Genomic DNA, 25864 nt, shown 5'->3' with positions numbered 1-25864 from the left:
GGAGGGCAACGGTGCCCCGTTGCTGTGTTCGATTGATCACCGGTCTTGACCGGGGCGTGAGCGGGGGATGAAAGAGGTGTGCTGCAAAACACCTGTGGCCCGTTACCTGGTGATGGTGGCGCTCCGACCAGGGAGCGGGGGACACTTGGTGGAGATCGTCCCGGCGCGAGCCACGCGCCGCCGGCGTACAAGGAGGCACCCGTGCCGCATGTCCTGGTCCTCAACGCGTCGTACGAGCCGCTCGGCGTCGTACCGCTCCGCCGCGCGCTCGTACTCGTCCTCAATGAGAAGGCCATCTGCCTTGAGGACTCCGGCGCCTTTATGCACAGCGCGACCCATGTCATACCCGCCCCGAGCGTCGTGCGGCTGAAGCGGTTCGTACGGGTGCCCTTTCGCGGCCCCGTCCCGCTCACCCGCCGCGCCCTGTTCGCCCGGGACGGCGGCCGGTGCGCCTACTGCGGTGGCGTCGCAACCAGCGTCGACCACGTCATCCCGCGCAGCCGCGGCGGACCCCACGCCTGGGAGAACGTGGTCGCCGCCTGCCGCCGCTGCAACCACGTCAAGGCCGACCGGCACGTCGCCGAGCTCGGCTGGCGGCTGCGCCACCAGCCCGCGCCGCCATCCGGGCTGGCCTGGCGCATCATCGGGACCGGGCATAGGGACCCGCGCTGGCTGCCTTACTTGCAGGCATACGGCGCGGAGGACGCCATGGCCCGGATCGACGGCATTTCCGCCTGAGACCGGGCCATCGTCGTGCGGTGGCGTGTCGCGCAGCTTCGCGCGGCGCCGCCGGGAAGCGCGGGATACGGCCGTACGGGTGTCCGTACGGCCGTACGGACACCGGCCCTCCCGTACGAGCCGACGCCCCGGACGCGGCTGAACCGGGTGTCCGCCGCCTCCGTGCGCACCCCCTCCAGGAGCCCCGAACCGTCCCACGCGCCACCGCAAAAAAGCCGCCGAGATGTCCACTTGGTCCGCATTCTCTTCTTCCGGCAGGGCATACGGCCGTGAAATCGCCTGCCGGGAACGTAATGTGACCTGGAGCACGTTCCCCAATTCGAGACGTCTGCCCTCGCCGCGAGTGGGTAGGGCAAATGTGTCCCACTGCCATCACCTCCAGGAGGCCCGTGTGGCCGCGTCCGCTCAACTCCTGCTCTCCGCTGTTTCCAGCACCTCCGGCATTCCGGGGTTCTCCAAACCCGACCTGCCCCCGCAGGAGCCCGACCTCTTCGACGGCGTCTCGGGCCCCGACTCCGGTCTGGACGGCTCCGGCGCGTTCGTCGAGCCGCCGCTGACCTGCGAGCCGCCGCTCGCCGACGCCACCCCGCTCACCAGCGAGTCCCCGAACGCCGCCGAACCACCGCTCACCAGCGAGCCCACCACCGCCGGTCTCGGCGCGGAGTACGTGGAGGTCTGAGTGGCCAGAGCGCGGCTCGCCGAGCTGCACGGCGTCGCCACGTCCTACGAACCCTCACCGGGCCGCAGCGTCCGGGTGTCCGAGGACACCGTCGTCGAGGTGCTCGCCGCGCTCGGAGTCGACGCCTCCACGCCCCGGTCCGTACGGGCCGCCCTGGACGACCACGCGCTGGCGGAGCGCAGCCGGCTGCTGCCCGCCACGGTGGTGCTGCGCGCCCCCGTCGAGACCGCGCACGGCCCCACCGCCGCCGACGGCGCGCAAGGGGCCGCCGCCCGCCCCCGGCGCACGCCGCCGCTGCCGGTCCTGCCCGACGGCACCGCGCTGAGCGTCGAGACGGAGAGCGGCGAGCGCCTCCCCTGGGACGGCGCCGCGTTCTTCCACGGCGACGGAGGAGCAGGACAGGGCGCCGCCGACGCGGGCGGGCTGCCGCTCGGCAGCCACGTGCTGCGGGCGCACGCCCCCGACGGCCGGTCCGCCCGCGCCACGCTCATCGTCACGCCCGACCGGATGCCCGAGCCCGCCGGCCGCAGCCACGGCTTCCTCGTGCAGCTGTACTCCCTCCTCTCCGCGCGCTCCTGGGGCATGGGCGACCTCGGCGACCTCGCCGAGCTGGCGTCCTGGTCCGGACGGTCCTTCGGCTGCGGCTTCGTGCAGGTCAACCCGTTGCACGCGGCCGTGCCCGGCGCCCCCACCGACCCCTCGCCCTACCGCCCCTCCTCGCGCCGCTTCCCGGACCCGGTGTACCTGCGCGTCGAGCAGGTGCCGGAGTACGCCCACCTCGCCGGGCAGGCGCGCGAGGACGCCGCGGCGCTCCTCGCCCGCGCCGCGGTGCTGCGCTCCGCCGTGCTCGACGGCAGCGGGCTGATCGACCGCGACGCGGTGTGGGCGCTCAAGCGCGAGGCCCTGGAGCTCATACGGGCCGTGCCGCTCTCGCCCGGCCGCCGCGCCGCGTACTGCGACTTCCTCGCCGAGCAGGGCCGCGCCCTGGACGACCACGCCACGTGGTGCGCGCTGACCGAGGTGTACGGCTCCGACTGGCACGCCTGGCCGGCGGGGCTCAAGGACCCGCGCTCGACCCGTACCGCCCGCGCCCGCGGCGAACTGCTCGACCGCGTGGACTTCTACTGCCGGCTGGCCTGGCTCACCGATCAGCAGCTCGCCGCCGCCCAGCGCTCCGCGCGCGACGCCGGGATGCCGGTCGGGCTCGTCCACGACCTGGCGGTCGGCGTCCACCCGGGCGGCGCGGACGCCTGGGCGCAGCAGGACGCGTTCGCCTCCGGCATGTCGATCGGCGCGCCCCCGGACGCCTTCAGCCCCCGCGGCCAGGACTGGGGCCTCCCGCCGTGGCGCCCGGACGCCCTGGACGCCGCCGGCTACGCCCCCTACCGGGGGCTGCTGCGCGGCATGCTGCGGCACGCGGGCGCGCTGCGCATCGACCACGTGATGGGGCTCTTCCGACTCTGGTGGGTCCCCGCGGGCCGCCGGCCGACCGAGGGCGCGTACGTGCGCTACGACGCGGAGGCGATGCTGGGCGTCCTCGCCCTGGAGGCGCACCGCGCGGGCGCGGTCGTCATAGGCGAGGACCTGGGCACGGTGGAGCCGGGCGTGCGCCGGGCCCTGGCGGAGCGGGGCGCGCTGGGCACGTCGGTGCTGTGGTTCGAGCGCGATTATGCGTCGGAGGCCGAGGCCGAGGCCGAGGTCGAGTCCGGGGCCGAGTCGGAGTCCGGGGCCGAGTCCGATGGAGAGCCGGCGGCGGAGGCGGTTCCCGTGGCTCCCGGCCGGCCCCGGCCGCTGCTCCCCGAGGCGTGGCGCGCGGGCTGCCTCGCCACGGCCACCACGCACGACCTGCCGAGCACGGCGGCCCGCCTTACCGGCGAACACGTCGAACTCCGGCACCGGCTCGGACTGTTGGCGCGGCCCCTCGCGCAGGAGCGGGGCCAGGACGCGATCGAGGTCGCGGAGTGGATGGCGCTGCTCGGGCAGTTGGGGCTGCTGCCGGAGGGGCCGGGGAACGAGGAGGCGGCGATCAAGGCCGTGCACCGCTTCCTGCTGCGCACACCGGCCCGGATGGTCGGGGTGTGGCTGCCGGACGCCGTGGGCGACCGCCGCCCGCAGAACCTGCCGGGGACGTGGCGGCAGTACCCCAACTGGCGGCTGCCGATCGCGGACGCGCGCGGCCGGCCCGTCTCCTTCGAGGAACTGGCGGCGTCGCCGCGGCTGCACGCGCTCATGAGCGAACTCCGGGGGCCATCGCGGCACGCGCGCCGGTAGCGGGAGCCGGGCGCCGGTAGCGGGGACCGGGTACCGGCGCTCGTCGCGGGGGCCGGGCGCGTAGGCGGGCAGCGGCGCACCGACCGGGGGCGGAAGCGCGTACCGGCGTGCGTACCGGCCGCGGGGCGCCCCTCCCGCGCCCGAATCCGGTCATCTCGCGCCGGGGCACGGTGGCGGGACCGTGGGCCGGCGCGGCCATTCCCGGCCATACGCCATCTCGGCCATCCATAAGCCACCCCGGGCGCGCGGAGCGTTCGCACGTCCGATACGTTGACTCCGTGAGCAACAAGGTCAACAAGAACGCCCTGCGCGCCGGCACGATCACCGCCGGCGTGACACTGGTGCTGCTGATGTCGTCCCCCGCGTTCGCGCTCACCCGCGACGATGGCGACGACCCGGGTCCGGGCCTCAGCGTCATTCAGACGCTCGGCCTCTATGTCGCCGCGCCGATCGTCCTCTTCCTGGTCATCACCGGCCTGGTCATGGTGGGCTCCAAGAAGTCGGACTGGCACTACAGCAAGAAGTGACGCCGACGGCCGCACGGCCGTCCCGCGCCTTCGCCGTGGCCTGATGCGTGCCGCGCATCCCTCTTCAGGGGTGCGCGGTTTTTTTCTTTGCGCCTTTGCTCCCTTTGTGTCCTGCGCGTCGACGGAACCGGTCCGAGGCGCCCCGCAGTTGGCCGATTCCCCGGCCCTGCTCCGGAACGGCCCCCTCCGAATCAGCGGAGGGGGCCCTTGCTGTTTATGGCCGGCTTAACCTACGGTGGCGTAACCTACGGAACCGTAAGTATCGATCATACGATCGTTCCCAGACGTCCCCTGGAGCCCGCTGTGACCATCGCCCCCTCCCGCCACCACGGCCAGGCCGCGTGGAGTGACAGCCAGCTGCTGTACGCGCTGGAAGAAGTCGTCGAGACCGAGCTCAACCGCCACCTCGGCGTCGCGAAGGACTGGATGCCGCACGAGTACGTGCCGTGGAGCGACGCCCGTGATTTCGACGGCGTCATGGGCGGCGAGGCGTGGTCCCGCGAGCAGTCCAAGGTCACCGACGTCGGCCGCACCGCCCTCGTCGTCAACCTCCTCACCGAGGACAACCTCCCCAGCTACCACCACGAGATCGCCACCCTCTTCGGGCGCGACGGCGCGTGGGGCACCTGGGTGCACCGCTGGACGGCAGAGGAGGGCCGGCACGGCATCGTCATGCGCGACTACCTGCTCGCCTCGCGCGCCGTCGACCCGGTCGCGCTGGAGAACTTCCGCATGCAGCACATGTCCGAAGGCTTCGAGTCCGACAACCGCCACAGCATGCTGCACTCGGTCGCCTACGTCGCCTTCCAGGAACTGGCCACCCGCATCTCGCACCGCAACACCGGACACCACTCCGGCGACCCGGTCTGCGACCGCATGCTGTCCCGGATCGCCACCGACGAGAACCTGCACATGGTCTTCTACCGCAACCTGCTCGGAAAGGCGTTCGAGCTGGCCCCCGACCAGACCATGAGCGCTGTACGGGACGTGGTCGTCGACTTCCGCATGCCCGGCCACGGCATCCCCGGCTTCGAACGGGCCGCCGCCCAGATGGCGATCGGCGGCATCTACAACCTCCGCATCCACCACGACGACGTGCTCCAGCCCGTCCTGCGCTACCTCAAGGTCCTGGAGATCAGCGGCCTCGGCCCGGAGGGGCTGAAGGCGCAGGAGGAACTGGGCCTGTACATGGGCGGCCTCGACGACCAGGCCGTCAAGTTCGACGAACGCCGCGCCGCCCTGCTGGCCCGTCGCCAGGCGCGCGCCGAGCGCGCCTGAGAAAGCCGAGCGGGAGCCGGCCGGGTCAGCAGCCGGGGCCGGGCGGCGGGGCGGCTGCCAGGGCGAGCGCGGCGGCCCGCAGCTCGGCCGCCCACGCCTGAGCAACCATCCGGGCTCCCGCGGCCGTGCACAACGGAATCCTCGGCCACCCATGCGGAAGGGCCCCGCCGCGCGTTTCCGCGCCGCGGGGCCCTGTCCGTACGGCCGGCAGCCGGGTGCGTCAGCGCCCGGCGTCCGCCGCCTGGGCCTTCAGCGCGCGCTCGATGCCCGCACGCGACTCCGTGACCAGGCGGCGCAGCGCCGCGCTCGGCTCGGCCGAGGCGAGCCAGGCGTCCGTGGCGTCCAGGGTGGCCTGGGAGACCTGGAGGCCCGGGTAGAGGCCGACCGCGATCTGCTGCGCCATCTCGTGGCTGCGGCTGTCCCAGGCGTCCTTCACCGCGGCGAAGTACTTCTCGGTGTACGGGGCCAGCAGCTCGCGCTGGTCGGTCTGGAGGAAGCCGCCGATGACAGCCTCCTGCACGGAGTTGGGCAGCTTGTCCGACTCGACGACCGACGCCCACGCCTCGGCCTTCGCCTCGGCGGTGGGCCGGGCGGCGCGGGCCGTGGCGGCGTGCAGTTCGCCGGCCGAGGTGCGGTCGCGCTCCAGCTCGGCCGCGATGGCCTGCTCGTCGGCGCGGCCGGTGGCGGCGAGCCGCCACAGCAGGGCCCAGCGCAGCTCCGCGTCGACGGTCAGCCCCTCGACGGTCTCGGTGCCCGCCAGCACCCCGGCGATCAGGTCGAGCTGCTCGTCCGTACGGGCCGCCGCGGCGAACGCCCGCGCCCACGCGAGCTGGTGGTCGCTGCCGGGGGCCGCGGCCCGCAGCTGCTCCAGCGCGGCGTCGGTCCACTTGGCGAGGCCCTCCGCGCGCCAGTCGGGGGCGGCGAACAGGTCGAGCGCCAGCTTGACCTGGCGGTGCAGCGACTGCACCACGCCGATGTCCGTCTCCTTGGCGATGTTGGACAGCACCAGATCGAGGTAGTCGCGGGTGGCCAGCTCGCCGTCGCGCGTCATGTCCCAGGCCGAGGCCCAGGACAGGGCGCGCGGCAGGGACTCGGTGAAGTCGCCCAGGTGCCGGGTGACGGCCGCGAGCGACTCGGTGTCCAGGCGGACCTTCGCGTAGCTGAGGTCGTCGTCGTTGAGCAGCACGACGGCGGGGCGCTTCTTGCCGACGAGGGCTTCCACCGCGGTCAGTTCGCCGTCCACGTCCAGCTCGACCCGGTCCGTACGGACGAGCTTGCCGTCCTGGAGGTCGTAGCAGCCGATGGCGATGCGGTGCGGGCGGAGCGTCGAGACGCCCTTGGCGCCGGCCGGCAGCGCCGGGGCCTCCTGCTTGACGGCGAAGGAGGTGATGGTGCCGGCGATGTCGACGTCGATCACGGGGCGCAGGATGTTGATGCCCGCGGTCTCCAGCCACGCCTTCGACCAGGTCTTCAGGTCGCGCCCGGAGGTCTCCTCCAGCGCGCCGAGCAGGTCGGCGAGGCGGGTGTTGCCGAAGGCGTGCCGCTTGAAGTACGCCTGCACGCCGCGGAAGAACTCGTCCATGCCGACATAGGCGACGAGCTGCTTGAGCACGGACGCGCCCTTGGCGTACGTGATGCCGTCGAAGTTGACCAGGACGTCGTCCAGGTCGCGGATCTCCGCCATGATCGGGTGCGTGGAGGGCAGCTGGTCCTGCCGGTACGCCCAGGTCTTCTCGGAGTTGGCGAAGGTCGTCCACGAGTGCGGCCAGCGGCTGCCCGGCGCGTACGCCTGGCAGGCGACGGAGGTGTAGGTGGCGAACGACTCGTTCAGCCACAGGTCGTTCCACCACTCCATGGTCACCAGGTCGCCGAACCACATGTGGGCCAGCTCGTGGAGGATGGTCTCGGCCCGCCGCTCGTACGCCGCGTCGGTGGTGCGGGAGCGGAAGACGTACTGGTCGCGGATGGTCACCGCGCCCGCGTTCTCCATCGCGCCCGCGTTGAACTCCGGCACGAAGAGCTGGTCGTACTTGGCGAAGGGGTAGGCGTAGTCGAACTTCTCCTGGAACCAGTCGAAGCCCTGCCGCGTCACCTCGAAGATCGCGTCCGCGTCGAGGTGCTCGGCGAGCGAGGGGCGGCAGTAGATGCCCAGCGGCACGCTGCGGCCGTTCCCCTCCCAGCTGCTGTGCACCGAGTGGTACGGGCCGACGATCAGCGCCGTGATGTACGAGGAGATGCGCGGCGTCGGCTCGAAGCTCCAGACGTTGCCGGCGGGCTCGGGCGTGGGGGAGTTCGAGATCACGGTCCAGCCCTCGGGGGCCGTCACGGTGAACCGGAACGTCGCCTTCAGATCGGGCTGCTCGAACGACGCGAACACCCGGCGCGCGTCCGGCACCTCGAACTGCGTGTAGAGGTACGCCTGCTGGTCCACGGGGTCCACGAAGCGGTGCAGGCCCTCACCGGTGTTCGTGTACGCGCAGTCCGCGACGACCTTAAGCTCGTTGCGCCCCGCCAGCAGGCCCGGCAGCGCGATCCGCGAGTCCGCGAAGACCTCGGCGGCGTCCAGCGCGGTCCCGTTGAGCACGACCTCGCGCACGGCCGGCGCCACCAGGTCGATGAACGACTCCGCGCCCGCCTCGGCGGCGTCGAAGCGCACGACGGTCTGCGACCGGTAGGTGCCGCCCTCCTGCGCGCCGGAGAGATCGAGGTCGATCTCGTACGAGTCGACAGTGAGCAGGCGCGCCCGCCGCTGCGCCTCTTCGCGGGTCAGGTTCGTACCAGGCACCGGGGCATCTCCTTGTGTCGCGACTATTCCGGCCATCCTTCCACGAGTCCGGTTACGTGCGTACGGAGCACTTCCAATCGCCGTCCGCGCCGACGCGCGGCAGGCCGGAGCCGGACAGCGGGACGCTCGGCTCCACCGTGCCGATCTCGTCGACCGGCAGGCCGATGCCGCCCTCGTCCCAGGTGGCGCCGGTCTCGCGGTGGTATCAGACGGTGACGACGTCGTGACCGCGGCGGGCGAAGTCCAGGAGGCCCGCCGGGCCGTCGTAGACGAGCAGGCCGGGGCCGCGGCCCTCGACGGTCCCGGTGAGGCGGCGGGCGTGCGAGAGCGGCAGTACGCGCGGCGTCCACCGCCCGTCGTAGCCTTCCGCCTTCAAGGTCAGGGGGCAGTGGCCACGGTGCGCCCGCGCGTGCCCGGAGGCGCGCCTGTTCCGAGGCGAAAACGGTGGTGGGCCGCCTCCAGGGCGGCCCACCACCGTTCGGCATCGGCTCAGCCGCGCAGCTCCGCCGCGACCAGCTCCGCGATCTGGACGGCGTTCAGGGCCGCGCCCTTGCGGAGGTTGTCGTTGGAGAGGAACAGCGCCAGGCTGTTCGGGGCGGTCTCGTCGACGCGGATACGGCCCACGTAGCTGGCGTCGCGGCCGGCGGCCTCCAGCGGGGTGGGGATCTCGGACAGCTCGACGCCGGGGGCCTCGCCCAGCAGCTCGTACGCGCGCCCGACGGTGAGCGGGCGCTCGAAGCGGGCGTTGACCTGGATCGAGTGGCCGGTGAAGACGGGCACCCGGACGCAGGTGCCGGAGACCTTGAGGCCGGGGATCTCCAGGATCTTGCGGGACTCGTTGCGGAGCTTCTGCTCCTCGTCGGTCTCGAAGCTGCCGTCGTCGACGATGGCGCCGGCCAGCGGCAGCACGTTGAAGGCGATGGGACGCTTGTAGACGCCCGGCTCGGGGAACTCGACGGCCGAGCCGTCGTGGGTCAGCTCGGTGGCGCCGTCGGCGGCCTTGCGGACCTGCCCGTCCAACTCCTCGACCCCGGCGAGCCCGGACCCGGACACGGCCTGGTAGGTGGTGGCGACCAGCGCGGTCAGCCCCGCCTCGGCGTGCAGCGGGCGCAGCACGGGCATGGCGGCCATCGTGGTGCAGTTCGGGTTGGCGATGATGCCCTTGGGGCGGTCCGCCACGGCGTGCGGGTTGACCTCGGAGACGACGAGCGGCACCTCGGGGTCGAGCCGCCAGGCCGACGAGTTGTCGATCACGACGGGCCCCTGGGCCGCGACCTTCTCCGCGAGCGCGCGGGAAGTGGCGCCGCCGGCCGAGAACAGCACGATGTCCAGGCCGGAGTAGTCCGCGGTGGCGGCGTCCTCGACGGCGATCTCCGTCCCGCCCCACGGCAGCATGCGGCCGGCGGACCGCGCGGAGGCGAAGAGCCGCAGCTCCTCGACGGGGAAGTCGCGCTCGGCGAGCACCTTGCGCATGACCCCGCCGACCTGACCGGTGGCTCCGACGATTCCGATCCTCACGCTGACTCCTTCGCACGAACTGATGCGGTCTGGCTCTGACCTGGACGACGCTGGCCTGGACAAGCCGCCCCATCATGCGTCGGGGTGCGGTCGCTTTGTCCAATCTGTTGAAGAGGAGGGAGGGGTTCGGGTGACGCGGATCACGTATGACTGTCGGCCGGCCAGTGCTGAACGCGGACCACGAAGACCGTGGCGAGGCGACGATGCTCCTGGTACCAGAGGATGAGGCGGCCCTCTGCGTGGTCCAGCAGACGCGATACGCCGGATTCATGGATCGGCGGATCGCCGAAGTGTCTGACGGACGCGGCGTCGGCCAGCCTGCCGGCCAGGTACTCCACCTCGCTCTGGACACCAGGGTCCAGGCCACCGACCACCTGCTCCGCGTCCGGCAGGTATTCCCATGCCCACTCGGTCACCCGGAGACCTCGCTCGCGGCCTCGCCCAAGAGCGCGGCCAGCTCCGCGGAGCTCGCACGGGCTTCCTCACGGTCGGTGGCCCGGCCGACGGCCCGTTCCAGCTCGTCGAGTCTGGCCGCGCGGGACGGATATCGGCGCAGTGCCACGAACATGCCCCAGCGGTACAGGAAGGTATGCATGGGGACGGTGCAGTCGGTCTGCACGGCCTCCTGCCAGGCCGCGTGGAATTCCTGCTCGAAACGGACGGCCGCTGTGAGGTCCACTTTGGTGACGGCCACCCGCAGTGCCGCCTCGGTGAGCGGTGGCATGGGGAACAGGGGCTCGTCGGGTCGCTGAGGGTGTGCGGGCTGCGCGCTCACAAAGCTGTGTCCCTTCAGTAGTCCTGGTGCGCACCAGTCTGCCTTAGGGACGGCGACGGCATCCGTAAAAACTGGGGCGGGCGCCCCGAACGAGCGCCCGCCCCGGCCTCACTCGGTACGTCAGCCCACCACCTTCTCGATCTTCACCGCGCCGCTCCCGGCGACCGTGCCCGAGCCGTTCAGGAGCTGGACCTCGCCGAAGAGGGCGCGGCCGGCGGGCGGGGCGGTCGCCGCGATGACCTCGGCGCTCACCTCGGCCTTGGCGCCGGACGCCAGGTGGACCGGCTTGGACTCGTCCGTGCGCAGCTCGCCCAGCGACGGGGCGAAGTAGACGTCGCGGTAGTCGTACGCGGTGGAGCCGCCCGGCACCGAGTAGCCGGTGACCTCGACGGTGTACTCGCCCGCGGCCGGCTTCGACAGGGAGACGGACTCCTCCGAGTCGCCCTTCGTCGAGGACGCCACGACCTTGCCGTCCTTGTAGACGCTCAGGTCGAGGTCGGCCTTGGCGTCGGAGACACGGCCGATCGACGCGTCGAGGCGGGTGACCCCCGCGCCCAGGGTGACCTTGGTGGTCCGCGTCTCGCCCTGCTTGATCGTCGGCCGGTCGGACACCGACGAGCCGAGCTGTCCGCCGCGCAGCTTGCCGTCGATGGCGGCGAAGCCGTTGGACGCGGTCCAGGAGACGGGGGTCGGCGTGCCGGCCTTGGCCTCGGGGATCGTGCGCTCGGCCGGGTCGAAGGTGACGCCGAGGGCGGTGGCCGTCAGGGTGAAGGGGTTGTCGAGGAGCGGCGAGGTGCGCCGGGCCTCGACCTCGAACTCCCAGACGCCGGGCAGTGGGTCCGGGTAGGAACGCAGCTCCGGGCGGCAGGTGTTGGCCGGGTTGGGGTAGTTGGGGTAGCAGTTCGGCGTGGAGGTGGGGTCGGCCGGGACGCCGTACGGGCTGATGGCTATCCACCGGGTCTGGCTGCCGGACCGCAGGCCGCTCATCGCGACCTCCAGCGACTTGGCGCCCTTCGGCACGTCCACGAAGTACGACGTGGTGGCGTTGCGCTGGACGGAGCCGGACTCCTTGACCGCGTACGACGGCTTCGCGAGGGGCTCCGCGGCTACGACCGTCGTCAGGATCTGCTTGTCGACGGGCCAGGTGCGGTCGTCGTTCACGGTCAGGATCGCGCTGTGCACACCGGCGGTACGGGCCTTGGCGCGCACCTTGACGGTGACCGGCCGGTTCAGCGGCAGCTTGACCTCGTCGTCGCCGACGATGCGGAACGTGCCGTCGTTGTTCTTCCACTCCAGTTCGTGCCAGATGGGGCGGTCGGGTCCGGTGGTGCGGGTGATGCTGATGTCGTACGTCCGGTTCTCACCCGTCTTCAGGCCGCCCTCGCGGTCGTAGAGGCCGGTGCCGAACCCCGGCGTCTTGAGCGAACCGGCCAGCGAGGTCTTCACCGGCGCCTTCACGGTGTACTCCTGGACGCTCACGCCGTCCCGGATCGCCTCCCACGCCTCGTTCACGTCGATGAGGCCGGCTCCCTGCGCGTACGCCTGGACGCCCTTGATCTTCTTGGCGGTCGAGGTCAGCGCCGTGCGCAGCTCGGCCGGCGGCAGCACGTGGTGGCGCTCCTTGGCGGCGGAGATCAGCAGCGCCGCCGCGCCCGTCGCCTGCGGGGACGCCATCGAGGTGCCCTGGAGCATCGCGTAGCCGGGCGGCAGCTGGTAGCCGGCCTCGGCGACCGGCGCCCCCGGCTCCCAGGTCGGCACGGTGTTGACGGACGCGCCCGGCGCGGTGAGGGTCGGCGTGAAGCCGCCGTCCTCGCGCGGGCCGCGGGAGGAGAACGGCATCATCGCGTTCTTCGTCTCCACCACGGAGCCGTAGTCGGCGGCCCAGGTGGCCTTCGACACGGACGCGCCGACGCTGATCACCTTGTCCGCGACCGCCGGGTCGCCGATGGTGTTGACGCCGGGCCCGTCATTGCCCGCCGAGAGGACGAGCTGGACGCCGTAGGTGTCGATGAGCCGGGTGTACAGCTCGGCGCGGGCGTTGTTGCCGTCGTTGAGCGGCGGCAGCCCGCCGATCGACATGTTGACGATGTCGACGCCCCGGTTCACGACGAGGTCGATCATGCCCTCGGTGAGCGCGACGGTGGTGCAGCCGCCGCTCCAGGTGCAGGCGCGCGAGGAGACGAGCTTCGCGCCGGGGGCCGCGCCGTTCATCCGGCCGCCGAACAGCCCGTTCGCCGCGGTGATGCCCGCGACGTGCGTACCGTGCTCGGACTCGACCACGCCGATATTGACGAAGTCGGCCTTCTTCCCCGTCCAGTCCCCGCCGTACGGGTCCATCGGCACGTCCTTGCGGATCTCCACGACGAAGGGGATGCGCTCGGCGATCGGGGTGGCCGGGTCGTCCTTGCCGAAGTAGCCGACCTGGTGGTCCTCCTTGTACGGCCGCATCTCCTCGTCGTCGCCGAAGTCGCCGTCGTCGTCCAGGTCCACGCGGACGGTGCCCTTGGCCGGGTCGTAGAGCACGGCCCAGGAGTCGGTGGTGTCGCCGTCCCGGTTCAGGTCGCCCTTCATGTCGCCGCCGGCCGTCGCGCTCTCCCGGAAGAGGCTGACCTTGTACGAGCCCTCGGGCGCCCGGTACGTACGGCCGTTGAAGGAGAAGGCGGGGCCCTTGACGGCCGTCGTCATGGGCCGCCAGGTGCCGTCCTGGTCCACTATCGGGTCGGTGGCCGTCACCCAGTCGGTGATCTTGCGCTCGCCCGTGGTGGTCTTCGCGAGCGCCGGGTGGCCGAGGTCGACGCCCGAGTCGAGGATGCCGATGGTCACGCCCCGGCCGTCGGCCTTGGGGTGATCCCGCACGAAGTCCACGGCGCCCGTCTCGTGGGCGGGCTGGTACGGGTTCTTGGCCGGGGTGTGCTTGCCGGGCGCCGGGTACGCGGCCTTGCCGGTCCGCGCCGCCTGCACGCCCTTCGCGGCGTCGCCGCGCGGCGACGGGTCCGGGAGCTTGATCTCCTGCTTGAGGTCGATGCCGTGCACCGAGTCGAGCTTCTGCGCCTTGGCGATGACGGCGTCCGCCTGGGACGTCGGCACGGTGGCCCGTACGTAGCCGAGCTTGTCGTACGTACGCCCCACCGAGCCGCCCTTGACCGCGTCCAACTCCCCGGCGACCTGCGCGGTCCGGCCGGGGGCGGTGGCGATCATCAGCGTGACGTTCTTGTCGCCGTCCGCCTTGGCGTCGGCGAGCAGCTGGGCGTCGTGCGGGCCGAGCTTGGCCGCCGCGGCGGTCTTGGCGGGGCCGGGGTCGGGGCTCGCGCCCGGACCGTGGCCCGCGGCCAGCGCGGGGATCGGCGCGGCGAGCGCGGCCACCAGGCCCGCGGCGACCGCTATTCGGGCCGTGCGTCTCGCGCCGCCGGCGGACGGGGCTTGAGGATCAGAGGTCATCGCGTCCTTCTTCGGTCTTCGGTGCTGAAGGTCCGGAATCCGAAAATCGACACCGGATGACCGATCACCTTCACGCAAGTGATGGCTGTTTGGGGAGGGTTGTCGGTGCCCAAAGTAATGATGGCGTAAATCCGCCATGTGCCACAGGTGAGGAAACGGCAATAAAGCCGTCAAGCGGTCAGCGTCCGTGCGTGGTTGACCGCCCGCGAAGGCCGCTCCTACTGTCGTCGGCAGCGGGCGGCCGGGAGCGGCCCGGTCCCCGGCGGGAGGGGAACCCCATGGTCTCGGCCAAGCTGCGCACCGGGCACGTCGGCCTCAACGTCACCGACATCGACCGCTCGATCGCCTTCTACACCCGGGTGTTCGGCTTCGAGGTGCTCCGCGAGGGCGCGGCCGACGCGGGGGAGGGCCGCCGCTTCGCGTTCCTCGGCCGCGACGGGGAACTCGCGGTCACCCTCTGGCAGCAGGCGAGCGGCCCGTACGACGGCGACCGCTCCGGCCTCCACCACCTCGCCTTCGAGGTCGACCGGATCCAGGACGTACGGGCGGCCGAGGCCGTACTGCGCTCCATCGGCGCGGACTTCCACTACGAGGGCATCGTGCCGCACGGCCAGGGCACGCCCTCCGGCGGCGTCTTCTTCCACGACCCGGACGGCACCCGGCTGGAACTCTTCGCCCCGTCCGGCGCGGAGGGGCTGGCCGCGCCGGTCAACGAGGCGCCCACGTGCGGGTTCTTCTGAGCGGCTCGCGGGCGGCCGGCTGACACCGTCTGCCTGTTGCCTGTTGCCTGTTGCCTGTTGCCTGTTGCCTGTTGCCTGTTGCCTGTTGCCTATTGCCTGCTGCGTGCGCTGCCCGCTGTGCACGCCGCGCCCGGCTGACCCGCTGCCCGCCGTGCACCCCGCGCCCGGCCGCTGTCGCCGTCCGCCGTCCGCCGTCCGCCGGGCGCGCGGACCGCCCGCCGTCCGCCCCTCGTACGCCCGGCGTGTTCCCACGTCCGGTGAACTCCGCGTGAGCGCCGGCGCTCCATTCGGCGAGCCCCGCATGGCGATTCGCAACAGCCAAGATCGATGTGAAGCGATCGGCGGCGGCCGTTGCCACCGCGTTAACGCTCAGGTCACTCCCGATGCCAACGATCCTCTGTGACAGGTCGGCCACGGCCGTCGGCCACATTCGCGTTCGCACTCGGGGAGACAGGCATGTCACGCAGGTCCCGTATCCGCTCCGCAGCCGCCGCCCTCGACCGCCGCACCTTCCTCACCGCCACGGGCGCCGTCGGCGCCGCCACCGGCCTCGGCCTCGCCTTCGGGCCGGGCGGGGGCTCCGCGACCGCCTCCCCGCCCGCCGCCCCCGGCGCGGCCGAGAGCCTCGGGGCGGCCGCCCGCGCCGTCCCCGCCGTACCCGCGGCGGCTTCGAAAGCCGGCACCACCCTCGCCTCCGTGGCCGCCCCGCGCGGCGCCGGCCCCTTCCGGCGGCTCGGCGACGGCCCCGGCTGGCCCCGGCAGACCCGCACCGACCTGGCCGCCGCCAAGAAGGGCCGCGCCGACCGCCGCACCACCGTCGCCTCCTTCGTGCAGTTCACCGACCTCCACCTCACCGACGTGCAGCACCCGCTGCGCTACGAGTTCTTCCGGGCCGGCAACACCGGCTCCTGGCGGCCCCACGAGGCGCTCACCATGCCCGGCGTCGTCTCCCTCATCGAGCGCGTCAACGCGCTGCGCACCGGCCCCGCCACCGGAACCCCGCTCTCCTTCGTGATGACCACCGGGGACAACGGCGACAACAACTCCAAGGCCGAACTGGACTGGTTCCTCACCGCCATGGCCGGCGGCCGGATCACCCCCAACACCGGCCACCCGAGCCACTACGAAGGCGTGCAGAACAGCGGGCTCAAGCTCTTCTGGAACCCCGAGAGCACCCTGCGCGACGCCGACAAACAGCAGGGCTTCCCGCACCTGCCGGGCTATCTCGCCGCCGCCACCCGCACCGTCAACAGCCCCGGCCTCGCCGTCCCCTGGTACTCCACCTACGGCAACCACGACGGGCTCTCCGGCGGCTGCTACCCGGGCGTCGGCAGCTTCATCGCGGACGTCGCCACCGGCGACCGCAAGCTCCAGTCCATCGGCGCCGCCGAGGCCAAGCGCATCCTCGACGGCGAGGCGGGCGGCGTGGACCCCAAGGGCAAGCACATCGAGGAGCTGCTGCGCGCCCACCGCAAGGACATGCGCACCATCACCCCCGACCCGCGCCGCGCCCCCACCACCACGCGTGACTATCTGGCCGCGCACCTCGACCCGGCGCACACCGGCGCGGGCCCCGTCGGCCACGGCTACGGCAAGGCCAACCTCGACGCGGGCACCCTCTACTACTCCTTCAAGATCTCCGACCGCGTCATCGGCATCAGCCTCGACTCGACCGACCCGGGCGGCCACTACCAGGGCTCGCTGGGCACCGCCCAGCTCCGCTGGCTGGAGCGGACCCTGAACGAGCACAAGGACCAGTACGCGCTCGTCTTCAGCCACCACCCCAGCTGGAGCATGAACAACACGACGCCCGACCCGGCCCGCCCGGGCGAGGCCCGGCACGAGGGCGACGAGCTGATCGCCGTGCTCCGCCGCCACCGCAACGTGCTCGCCTGGATCAACGGCCACAGCCACAAGAACAAGATCGCGCCGCGCGGCACCTTCTGGGAGATCTCCACCGCCTCGCACGTCGACTACCCCCAACTGGCCCGCGTCATCGAGGTGACGGACAACCACGACGGCACCGTCTCGCTCTTCACCACCCTCATCGAGTCGGCCGCCCCGCACCGCACCGACTTCCACGACCTCTCCCAGACGGGCCTGGCCGCCCTCTACCGCGAACTGGCCTTCAACGCCCCGGGCGCGAGCACCGGCCTCGCCGGGACCCTGGGGGACCGCAACACCGAACTGCTGCTGCCCCGGCGCTGATCCGCCGCCCCGCGCCGGTACGCGCGTACGCCCTGTGGCTCGAACTCACCGGAGGGACAGGGGCGAAGCAACGGTGCGGGCCGTGCCGGAGTCCTCTCGGTTGCATGTCCGCAACCGTTGGAGGAACGCAGTGAACACGCGCACGGTAAGAAACGGACTGATAGGCACGGCGGTGAGCGCCGCCCTGACCGTGGCGGCGCTCGCCGCCCCCGCACAGGCGGAGACCGGCCGGGGACACGGCCACACCGCCACGCAGCAGGCCATGGACGCCCAGGTGGCGGCCGGAGCGCCGGGCTCCCTGGGGCAGGCACGGGACGGGAACGGGACCTGGAACGGCTCCGCGGGCGTCGCCGACCTGAGAACGGAGCGCCCCCGCAAGGCCGCCGACCGCTTCCGGGTCGGCAGCGTCACCAAGGCGTTCGTCTCCACCGTCCTGCTGCAACTGGAGTCGGAGGGGAAGCTGAGCCTCGACGACACCGTCGAGCACTGGCTGCCCGGCGCGGTCCAGGGCCACGGCAACGACGGCTCCAAGATCAAGATCCGTCAGCTCCTCAACCACACCAGCGGGCTCTTCAACTACACCGAGGACCCCGTCATACTCCACAACCTCTCCGACGGGTTCTTCGAGCACCGCTACGACACGTACACCCCCGAGCGGCTGGTGCGCGTCGCCGTGTCGCACAAGCCGGAGTTCGAGCCCGGCACGAGCTGGAAATACTCCAACACCAACTACATCCTCGCCGGGATGATCGTGGACAAGGCGGCCGGCCACTCGTACGCCGACGAGATCGAGCGGCGGATCATCGAGCCGCTCGGCCTGCACAGCACCACGCTGCCCGGCACGTCGGCCCGGATGCCGAGCCCGCACGGACGCGCGTACAGCCCGCTCACCGCCGAACCGAACGCCAAGATCCACGACGTCACCGAGCTGAACCCCTCGTGGGGCGGCGCGGCCGGCGAGATCATCTCGACGACGGGCGACCTCAACCGCTTCTACCGGGCGCTGCTCGGCGGCGACCTCCTGCCGGCGGCACAGCAGAAGGAGCTGCTGACCACCGTGGCCGTCGACCCCGCCAACACCGTCTTCCGCTACGGCCTCGGCGTCGCCTGGGCGAAGCTGCCGTGCGGCAAGGAGATCTGGATGCACGACGGCGGCATCCACGGCTCGCTCTCCCTGGCGACCTCCACCCCGGACGGCCGCCACACCGCCGCCTTCAACCTCAACGGGGACTGGGCGGGCGAGTGGGGCCCCGTGATGGAGGCCGAGTACTGCGGCAAGGCCCCCGCGACGGGCGCCCGTTCACCGCTGGACAAGGCGCTCACCGCACTGCGCTGACCGCTCCCGCTCGCACCGGGAACTGACCCTCACCTCGGCAGGACCACCACATAGGCGGCCGGGTCGCGGTCGTCCGCCGCCATCAGGGCGGTACGGACCACCGCGGCCTGTTCCGCCGCCGCCTCCCGCAGCTTCCTGGGCGACAGGTGGACGACCGTGATACCGAGCCGCTCCAGGAGCTCCCGCCTGCGGGCGCGGTCGCGGAGCACGGCGTCCGCGTCCGCGTCGGCGCACGGCGAGCGCACATCGATCTCCACCGCCACGGCCTGCTCGGGCCAGTACGCGTCCACGCCGCCCAGCGCCGGGCCGCCGGCCGCCCGCAGTTCGACGTTCCACAGCGGCTCGGGCAGCCGGTGCCCGCGCACCGTGGCGTACAGCGCGGTTTCCGCGATGGCCCGCCCCTCCGCGACCAGCCTGTCGACGGCGTCCACGACGTGCGGCCGGGTCAGCAGCCGGGCCCGGCCCAGCTCCCGCACCGCCGCGCCCGCCTCGCAGTGCCCGGCGCGCACCGCCTCCGTCAGCAGCCGCAGCACGGCGACCGGCTCGCAGAGCCGCGCCACGGCGTCGGCGAGGGCGCGCTCCACCGGAGCCACCGGCACCCCGGTGACCTCCTGCGGCTCCGGCAGCTCGACCGCCCGGACGACCTCCACGAAGCCGGTGGAGCGCAGCCTGCGGGTGCGCGGCACGAGGACGCTGATCCGGTCCAGGGAGAGCAGCGGGGGAGCGGCGGAGAACCGGCGCAGGGCGAGCGCCGCGAGCCCGGTGACCATCGCCTCGCCGTACGGGCCCGACCCGGCCGCCGGGCCCTCGCGCCGGGACTGCGACGGCACGCCCTGCGGGCGGTACGCGGTGTACAGCAGCGCGGCGTGCAGCCGTTCCTCGCTGGTGGGCGGCCCGGGGTGGAGCAGGAAGACCCCCGGCAGCAGCTGCTGCCAGGGGCCGCCGGGGCGGCAGCGGCCGGCGGCGTCGGCGCCGCCGACGCCGTACTCGCGCAGCTGCCGGGTGGTCAGCACCCGCCGCGGCGCCTCGTCGAGGGGGAGCGGATGGCGCGCGGAGAGCGGGGAGTCGTGGTCCATGCCCCGGCAATTCCCGCGCGCCGTCCGTCTCCTAACCGCTGTTACACGCTCGTCGGCGAATCAGGACAAGGCAGCCCTAAAGTACGGGCGTTCGACTGCCGAAAACGCCCCGGCGCGGGCCCGCACGGACGGCCTCGTACCGTACGGGCGTCCGTTCGGGCGTCCTGCGGGCTCGTCGTCCGCGCGAGTTCGGCCCGTACGGGCTCGTCCGCACCGGCCCGTACGGACGGAGGCCGGTCGCCCCGCGCCCGTATGGGGCGCCCGGCTCAGCGGTTCCCGGCCCCCGTGTCGCACTCCTGCGCGCGCAGCGCCCGCGCCAGGTCGTCGCGCTCCTCCAGGACCAGGCGGCGCAGGGCCGCAGGGGTGCCGCCGCCGGCGGGGTGCTCCGCCAGCCAGGCGTCGGCCGCGGCGAGCGTCGCCGGGTCGTCCTGGAGCGACGGGAACAGCCCGCGGACGATCGCCATGCCGATCTCGATGGACCGCTCCCGCCAGACGCGGTCGATCGCCGCGAAGTACTTCGGCGCGTACGGCGCGAGGATCTCGCGCTGACCGGACTGGTCGAAGCCGGAGATGGTGGCCTCGACCAGCGCGTTGGACAGCGCGTCGGACTCCACGACCGTCGCCCACGCCTGGTCCTTGACCGCCGCCGAGGGGCGCGCGGCCAGGCAGCGCACCTGGTGCCGCTTGCCGGAGGCGGTGTCGTCGCGGGCCAGCTCGGCCGCGATCAGCGCCTCGTCGGCCGCGCCGCGCGCGGCGAGCGGCTCCAGCAGCGTCCAGCGCAGCTCCTGGTCCACGTCGAGCCCGTCGATCTTCGCGGTCCCCTCCAGCAGACCGCGCAGCAGCTGAAGGTCCGCGTCCTCGCCCGCGACCTGCGCGAAGAACCGCGCCCACGCGAGCTGGTGGCCGCTGCCCGGCTCGGCGAGCCGCAGCTCGCTGAGCGCCGCCTCGGCCAGCAGCCGGCCGCCCTCGGCGCGCCACTCGGGCGCGGCGTAGTGGGTCAGCGCGGTCTTCGCCCAGGCGTGCAGCATCTGGAGCACGCCGATGTCGGACTCGGCCCCGCCGAACCGCCGCACCAGGTCGAGGAAGTCGCGGGCGGGCATCAGCCCGTCGCGGGTCAGGTTCCACAGCGCGGACCAGCACAGCGCGCGGGCGAGAGGGTCGGCCAGCTCGTCGAGGTGCGCCCGCAGGGTGGCCAGCGACCCCTCGTCGAAGCGGACCTTGCAGTACGTCAGGTCGTCGTCGTTGACCAGGATCAGCTCGGGGCGCTCGGCCCCGGCCAGCTCCGCGACGACCGTGCGGGGGCCGGCGACGTCCACCTCGGCGCGGGCGTAGCGCACCAGCGTGCCGTCGGCGTTCTCCCGGCGGTAGAGGCCGACGGCGACGCGGTGCGGGCGCAGCTCGGGGTGGGACTCGGCGGCCTCCTGGAGCACGGCGAGCTCGGTGACGCGCCCGGCGGCGTCGTAGGTGGCCTGCGGGGTGAGCGAGTTGACGCCCGCGGTCTGCAGCCAGGAGCGCGCCCAGCCGGCCATGTCGCGGCCGGAGGTCTCGGCCAGCACGGAGAGCAGGTCGTCCAGGGTGGTGTTGCCGTACGCGTGGCGCTTGAAGTAGCGCCGGGCGCCTTCGAGGAACGCGTCGCGCCCCACGTACGCCACGAGCTGCTTGAGCACGGACGCGCCCTTGGCGTAGGTGATGCCGTCGAAGTTGAGCTTGGCGTCCTGGAGGTCGTCGATGTCGGCGGTGACCGGGTGCGTGGAGGGCAGCTGGTCGGCGCGGTACGCCCAGGACTTGCGGCGGTTGGCGAAGGTGATCCAGCCGTCCTTGAAGCGGGTCGCCTCGACCAGCGCGAACGCCCCCATGAAGTCGGCGAACGACTCCTTGAGCCACAGGTCGTCCCACCACCGCATGGTCACCAGGTCGCCGAACCACATGTGCGCCATCTCGTGCAGGATGACGTTGGCCCGGCCCTCGTACGACGCCTGCGTCACCTTGCCGCGGAAGACGAACTCCTCGCGGAAGGTCACACAGCCCGGGTTCTCCATCGCCCCGATGTTGTACTCCGGCACGAACGCCTGGTCGTACTTGCCGAACGGGTACGGGTAGTCGAAGTTGTCGTGGAAGAAGTCCAGGCCCTGCTTGGTGACCGTGAAGATGTCGTCCGCGTCGAAGTGCCTGGCCAGCCCCTTGCGGCAGAGCGCGCCCAGCGGGATCTCCAGCGTGGTGCCGTCGTCGAGGGCGCGGCTGTAGTGGTCGCGGACGTAGTGGTACGGGCCGGCGACGACGGCGGTGATGTACGTGGAGATCGGCTGGGTACGGGCGAAGCGCCAGGTGGCGGCGGCCGTGCCGTCCGCCGCGGCCTCGGCGGGCACGGGCTCGCCGTCCTGCGCGCCGTTGCTCAGCACCGTCCACTCGGCCGGGGCGGTCACCTCGAAGGTGAACGGGGCCTTGAGGTCGGGCTGCTCGAAGCAGGCGAAGACGCGCCGGGAGTCGGCGGGCTCGTACTGCGTGTAGAGGTAGACCTCGCCGTCCTCGGGGTCGGTGAAGCGGTGCATGCCCTCGCCGGTCCGGCTGTACGCGCACTCCGCGTCCACCACCAGGACGTTCTTCGCGGCCAGCCCCTCCAGCGCGACGCGCGAGCCGTCGAAGACGGCGGCCGGGTCCAGCTCCGTGCCGTTCAGCTCGACCCTGGTCACGGCGGGCGCGAGGAGGTCCACGAAGGTCGCGGCGCCGGGCTCGGCGCAGTCGAAGCGGATGGTGGCGGTGGAGCGGAAGACGCGTGGCGCGCCCGGCCCGGCGCCGCCGCCCGGCCCGACGGCGGACCGCAGGTCGAGCGCCACGTCGTAGCCCTCCACGGTCAGCAGGCGGGCCCGCTCGCGGGCCTCGTCACGGGTCAGGTTCTCACCGGGCACGACGTGTCTCCCTCTGCTGCGTCTTCTGTGTCTTCTGTGTGTCGTATGTCGAACACTTGGAATCATGGCACGGTGTCCGATTGTTGAATCGCTGACCGAGGTCCCTTGGCGCCGGGCGGCGCCACGACGAGGAGAGAACCCGTGTCCGAGACCGTAAAGACTCCTGCCGATTTCTGGTTCGACCCGCTCTGCCCCTGGGCCTGGATGACCTCCCGCTGGATGCTCGAAGTGGAGAAGGTCCGTCCGGTCGAGGTCCGCTGGCATGTGATGAGCCTGTCGGTGCTCAACGAGAACCGGCTCGACGAGCTGCCCGAGAAGTACGCCGAGCTCACCAAGACGGGCTGGGGCCCGGTGCGGGTCTGCGTCGCGGCCGCCCAGCGGTTCGGCGACGAGGTGCTGGCCCCGCTGTACACCGCGCTCGGCACCCGCATCCACCTCCAGAAGATGGGGCGCGGCCGCGACATGATCCTGGCGGCGCTCCAGGACGCCGGGCTGCCGGCGGAGCTGGCCGACGCCATGGACTCCGACGCGTACGACGACGCGGTGCGCGCCTCGCACAATGAGGGCATCGACCTGGTCGGCCAGGACGTGGGCACGCCGGTGATCGCCGTGCCGGGCGCCGACGGCGGGCAGGTCGCCTTCTTCGGCCCGGTCGTCACCCCGGCCCCCAAGGGCGAGGAGGCGGCGAAACTGTGGGACGGCACCCTGCTGGTCGCGTCCGTCCCCGGCTTCTACGAGCTCAAGAGGACGCGGACCCAGGACCCGATCTTCGACTGAGTCAGCGGTCGGCGATCAGCGATCAGCGATCAGTGGTCAGCGATCAGCGCTCAGCGGTCAGCGGAAGGAGTCGGGGAGGGTGAAACCCTCTCCGAACCTGAAGTAGTGCTGGACGCGCCGGCAGCGTCCGTTGTCGCAGCGCCGGTAGTTCCCGGCCTCGGCGCGCCCTACCTGTGCGAGGACGTAGTCGTACTCGCCGTCCGTGAGCTTGCGGAAGTTCTGCATGCGGTCGCCGCAGTTCTTGCAGCGCTTGGAAGAGTCGGCCATGGCTTTACCGTCGGCCGGAACCGGGCATACCGAAAGGCCCCCGCGAGTCATGTCCTCGCGGGGGCCTTTCCTCTATCCGCCTGCCGAGCGAAGGTTGAGAAGACGATCACGAGGCAGGACGTTCTCCGCTACGGCGCCATTCGCCTGGCGCCAGTCGTCACGGGGCCAGCAGCAGGTTGTTGGCCCGCTCCTTGGCGGCGGTGTAGCGCTTGGCCACGTCCTGCCAGTTGACGACCTGCCACATGGCCTCGATGAAGTCCACCTTCTGGTTCTTGTACTGAAGGTAGAAGGCGTGCTCCCAGGCGTCGAAGACCAGGATCGGGACCGAGCCCTGGCCGACGTTGCCCTGGTGGTCGTAGATCTGCTCGACGATGAGGCGGCCGGTGACCGGCTCGTAGGCGAGGACGCCCCAGCCCGAGCCCTGCGTGGTGGCCGACGCCTTGGTCAGCTGGGCCTTGAACTTGGCGAAGGAGCCGAAGGACTCCGCGATGGCGTCCGCGAGGCCGCCCACGCCGTCCTTGTCCAGCGGCTCGCCGCCGCCGTCACCGGTCATGTTGTGCCAGTAGATGGAGTGCAGGATGTGGCCGGAGAGGTGGAAGGCCAGGTTCTTCTCCAGGCCGTTGATCGACCCCCACTGGTCCTTGTCCCGGGCCTCAGCGAGCTGCTCCAGGGTGTCGTTCGCACCCTTGACATACGCCGCGTGGTGCTTGTCGTGGTGCAGTTCGATGATCTCGGGGCTGATGACCGGAGCCAGCGCCGAGTAGTCATACGGGAGTTCAGGAAGTGTGTAGATGGCCATGCCGAGCCCTCTCCGACTGCGTGTTGCAATTAACTTGCAGGTAGACGCTACCAGCAGGAGCAATCCAAACGCGGGAAAGGGTGGCGGCCTCCGACAAAAGACCGAGGCGGGGTAGGTCCCGGAGATCAGGACCTGCCCCGCCCCGGCCGGGAGCGTGCGTGCCGTCAGTTCTTGGCGGCTACCGACCGCTGCCGTACGTACCCGACGAGTGCCAGTACGACCGTCAGCCCGGCGGTGAAGTACAGCTGCAGCCGGGTGTCCTCCTCGCGCAGCATCAGCGCCAGCACGCCGAGGATGGCGAGCAGTGCGACCCAGGTCAGATACGGGAAGAGCCACATCCGCACGACCAGCCGCTCGGGCGCCTCGCGCTGGAGCCGGCTCCGCGACAGCAGCTGGGTGGCGGCGATGAACGCCCACACCACCAGCACGGCGGCGCCGGTCATGTACAGCAGCCACTTGAAGACGGTGTCCGGCCACCAGTAGCTGAGCAGGACCGCGAAGAAGCCGAAGGCGGAGGAGGCGAGCACGGTCAGCCGGGGGACGCCGCCGAAGGTCCTGCCGAGGAACTTGGGCCCCTGGCCGCGGGCCACCAGCGAGTACGACATCCGGGACGCGCCGTAGATATTGGCGTTCATCGCGGAGAGCAGGGCGATCAGCACGATGACGTTCATGATCTGGCCGGCCGCCGGAATGTCCAGGTGGTTCAGGACCGCGACGTACGGGCCGTCCTTGACCACGGACTTGTCGTCCCACGGGATCAGCGTGACGACCACGAGCATCGAACCGACGTAGAAGAGGGCGATGCGCCACATCGCCGTACGGACCGCCTTGGCGACGCCGCGCACCGGGTGCTCCGACTCGGCCGCCGCGATCGTCACCGTCTCCAGGCCGCCGTAGGCGAACACGGACGCCAGCAGGCCGATGATCAGGCCGTTCAGGCCGTTCGGCAGGAAGCCGCCCGCGCCGGTGAGGTTGTCGCCGCCCGGCGAGCTGGTGCCCGGCAGCAGTCCGAGGACGGCGAGCACGCCCAGCACCAGGAAGATCCCGATCGCGCCGACCTTCAGCGTCGCGAACCAGAACTCGAACTCGCCGAAGTTGCCCACGGCCGCGAGGTTCGTACCGCAGAAGAGGACCATGAACAGCAGGACCCACATCCAGGAGGACGTGGCGGGGAACCACGAGACCATGATGGCCGCCGCGCCGATCGCCTCGACCGCGATGCCCACGCACAGCTCGACCCAGAACATCCACCCGGCGGTGAACCCCGCCCACGGGCCTATCGCGCGCTCCGCGTGCACGGAGAAGGTGCCCGAGGCCGGGTTGGCCGCCGACATCTCGCCGAGCATCCGCATCACGAGCATCACCAGCAGGCCGGAGACCGCGTACGCGAGCACGATCCCCGGTCCGGCCTTGGCGATGCCCGCGCCCGACCCCACGAAGAGGCCCGCGCCGATCACGCCGCCCAGCGCGATCATCGACAGGTGGCGCTGTTTGAGTCCGTTCGACAGTGATGCGTCGCCGGGCGCCGGCGGGGCGCTCATCGCGTCAGAGACCTCGCGCTCGTGCGCGGAGGACGCAGGTGTCCGAGTCATGGTCGTGGCTGTCCTCAGGCGTGAGATCGATGAAGTGGGCATCAGTGTGGGGCGCGTGTTCGCTCAGGACAACAGGCGTGACAGAGGTGTTCGATATTCAGTCCTGTTCGTGACTGTGCGTACCTGACTGATCGTCAGAAATGTTCCTGTGCGC

20 protein-coding genes are annotated in these 25864 nt (G+C 71.9%); 9 read left to right on the top strand and 11 right to left on the bottom strand.

Annotated elements, in window-relative coordinates:
- Positions 1 to 201: 201 nt before the first annotated feature.
- From AB0I22_RS18505 to AB0I22_RS18485, 5 genes are all read left to right on the top strand, one after another.
- A complete protein-coding gene (locus AB0I22_RS18505) occupies positions 202 to 738 on the top strand; it encodes an HNH endonuclease (RefSeq protein WP_030889939.1) in 537 nt (178 codons plus the stop codon).
- 391 nt (positions 739 to 1129) lie between these two features.
- Entirely contained in the window at positions 1130 to 1417 is a 288-nt protein-coding gene (locus AB0I22_RS18500) for a hypothetical protein (RefSeq protein ID WP_363131847.1), read from the top strand.
- Entirely contained in the window at positions 1418 to 3688 is a 2271-nt protein-coding gene (gene malQ, locus AB0I22_RS18495) for a 4-alpha-glucanotransferase (RefSeq protein WP_363131846.1), read from the top strand.
- Between the two features lie 278 nt (positions 3689 to 3966).
- A complete protein-coding gene (locus AB0I22_RS18490; protein WP_363131845.1) occupies positions 3967 to 4215 on the top strand; it encodes a hypothetical protein in 249 nt (82 codons plus the stop codon).
- Positions 4216 to 4518: 303 nt separating this feature from the next.
- Positions 4519 to 5493: an acyl-ACP desaturase gene (locus tag AB0I22_RS18485; RefSeq protein ID WP_363131844.1), complete on the top strand. Its 975-nt coding sequence runs from the start codon at positions 4519 to 4521 to the stop codon at positions 5491 to 5493.
- A gap of 220 nt (positions 5494 to 5713) precedes the next feature.
- On the opposite strand, the gene pepN (AB0I22_RS18480) is transcribed toward AB0I22_RS18485, so the two are convergent.
- From pepN (AB0I22_RS18480) to AB0I22_RS18455, 6 genes are all read right to left on the bottom strand, one after another.
- Positions 5714 to 8278 (bottom strand): aminopeptidase N, encoded by a 2565-nt coding sequence (gene pepN / locus AB0I22_RS18480; RefSeq protein ID WP_363131843.1) that lies wholly within the window; start codon positions 8276 to 8278, stop codon positions 5714 to 5716.
- A 205-nt stretch (positions 8279 to 8483) separates the two neighbouring features.
- Positions 8484 to 8654, bottom strand: coding sequence for a hypothetical protein (locus AB0I22_RS18475; protein ID WP_363131842.1), 171 nt, complete (start codon positions 8652 to 8654; stop codon positions 8484 to 8486).
- Between the two features lie 113 nt (positions 8655 to 8767).
- Positions 8768 to 9796: an aspartate-semialdehyde dehydrogenase gene (locus tag AB0I22_RS18470; RefSeq protein ID WP_363131841.1), complete on the bottom strand. Its 1029-nt coding sequence runs from the start codon at positions 9794 to 9796 to the stop codon at positions 8768 to 8770.
- 140 nt (positions 9797 to 9936) lie between these two features.
- Positions 9937 to 10212 (bottom strand): hypothetical protein, encoded by a 276-nt coding sequence (locus AB0I22_RS18465; protein WP_363131840.1) that lies wholly within the window; start codon positions 10210 to 10212, stop codon positions 9937 to 9939.
- On the bottom strand, positions 10209 to 10520 hold the full coding sequence (locus AB0I22_RS18460; RefSeq protein WP_363131839.1) for a hypothetical protein: 312 nt from the start codon (positions 10518 to 10520) through the stop codon (positions 10209 to 10211). Before AB0I22_RS18460 ends, AB0I22_RS18465 begins: the two co-directional genes overlap by 4 nt.
- Before the next feature lie 171 nt (positions 10521 to 10691).
- Positions 10692 to 14009 (bottom strand): S8 family serine peptidase, encoded by a 3318-nt coding sequence (locus tag AB0I22_RS18455; RefSeq protein ID WP_363131838.1) that lies wholly within the window; start codon positions 14007 to 14009, stop codon positions 10692 to 10694.
- A 278-nt stretch (positions 14010 to 14287) separates the two neighbouring features.
- On the opposite strand from AB0I22_RS18455, the gene AB0I22_RS18450 reads away from it, so the two are divergent.
- The 3 genes from AB0I22_RS18450 to AB0I22_RS18440 all read left to right on the top strand — a co-directional run bounded on the left by AB0I22_RS18450 (position 14288) and on the right by AB0I22_RS18440 (position 18293).
- On the top strand, positions 14288 to 14749 hold the full coding sequence (locus tag AB0I22_RS18450; RefSeq protein ID WP_363131837.1) for a VOC family protein: 462 nt from the start codon (positions 14288 to 14290) through the stop codon (positions 14747 to 14749).
- A 456-nt stretch (positions 14750 to 15205) separates the two neighbouring features.
- Entirely contained in the window at positions 15206 to 16957 is a 1752-nt protein-coding gene (locus AB0I22_RS18445; RefSeq protein WP_363131836.1) for a TIGR03767 family metallophosphoesterase, read from the top strand.
- 172 nt (positions 16958 to 17129) lie between these two features.
- Positions 17130 to 18293 (top strand): serine hydrolase domain-containing protein, encoded by a 1164-nt coding sequence (locus AB0I22_RS18440; RefSeq protein ID WP_363131835.1) that lies wholly within the window; start codon positions 17130 to 17132, stop codon positions 18291 to 18293.
- Between the two features lie 29 nt (positions 18294 to 18322).
- On the opposite strand, the gene AB0I22_RS18435 is transcribed toward AB0I22_RS18440, so the two are convergent.
- Positions 18323 to 19369, bottom strand: coding sequence for a hypothetical protein (locus tag AB0I22_RS18435; RefSeq protein WP_363131834.1), 1047 nt, complete (start codon positions 19367 to 19369; stop codon positions 18323 to 18325).
- Positions 19370 to 19635: 266 nt separating this feature from the next.
- Positions 19636 to 22275, bottom strand: coding sequence for an aminopeptidase N (gene pepN / locus AB0I22_RS18430; RefSeq protein ID WP_363131833.1), 2640 nt, complete (start codon positions 22273 to 22275; stop codon positions 19636 to 19638).
- Between the two features lie 141 nt (positions 22276 to 22416).
- Here pepN (AB0I22_RS18430) and AB0I22_RS18425 point away from each other — a divergent pair, with 141 nt between their 5' ends.
- The gene (locus AB0I22_RS18425; RefSeq protein ID WP_363131832.1) at positions 22417 to 23052 is read left to right on the top strand and encodes a disulfide bond formation protein DsbA; all 636 of its coding nucleotides are present in this window, start codon (positions 22417 to 22419) and stop codon (positions 23050 to 23052) included.
- Positions 23053 to 23109: 57 nt separating this feature from the next.
- Here AB0I22_RS18425 and AB0I22_RS18420 read toward each other — a convergent pair whose 3' ends face one another.
- The 3 genes from AB0I22_RS18420 to AB0I22_RS18410 form a co-directional block, all read right to left on the bottom strand.
- Positions 23110 to 23319 (bottom strand): hypothetical protein, encoded by a 210-nt coding sequence (locus tag AB0I22_RS18420; protein WP_363131831.1) that lies wholly within the window; start codon positions 23317 to 23319, stop codon positions 23110 to 23112.
- Between the two features lie 157 nt (positions 23320 to 23476).
- Positions 23477 to 24118: a superoxide dismutase gene (locus AB0I22_RS18415; protein ID WP_363131830.1), complete on the bottom strand. Its 642-nt coding sequence runs from the start codon at positions 24116 to 24118 to the stop codon at positions 23477 to 23479.
- A 164-nt stretch (positions 24119 to 24282) separates the two neighbouring features.
- Positions 24283 to 25659, bottom strand: a complete 1377-nt coding sequence (locus tag AB0I22_RS18410) for an amino acid permease (RefSeq protein ID WP_363131882.1) — start codon at positions 25657 to 25659, stop codon at positions 24283 to 24285.
- Positions 25660 to 25864: the final 205 nt, after the last annotated feature.

The sequence above is a fragment of the Streptomyces sp. NPDC050610 genome (assembly GCF_040654875.1).
Lineage (GTDB): Bacteria > Actinomycetota > Actinomycetes > Streptomycetales > Streptomycetaceae > Streptomyces.
This window is presented reverse-complemented; position numbering and strand designations above follow the sequence as displayed.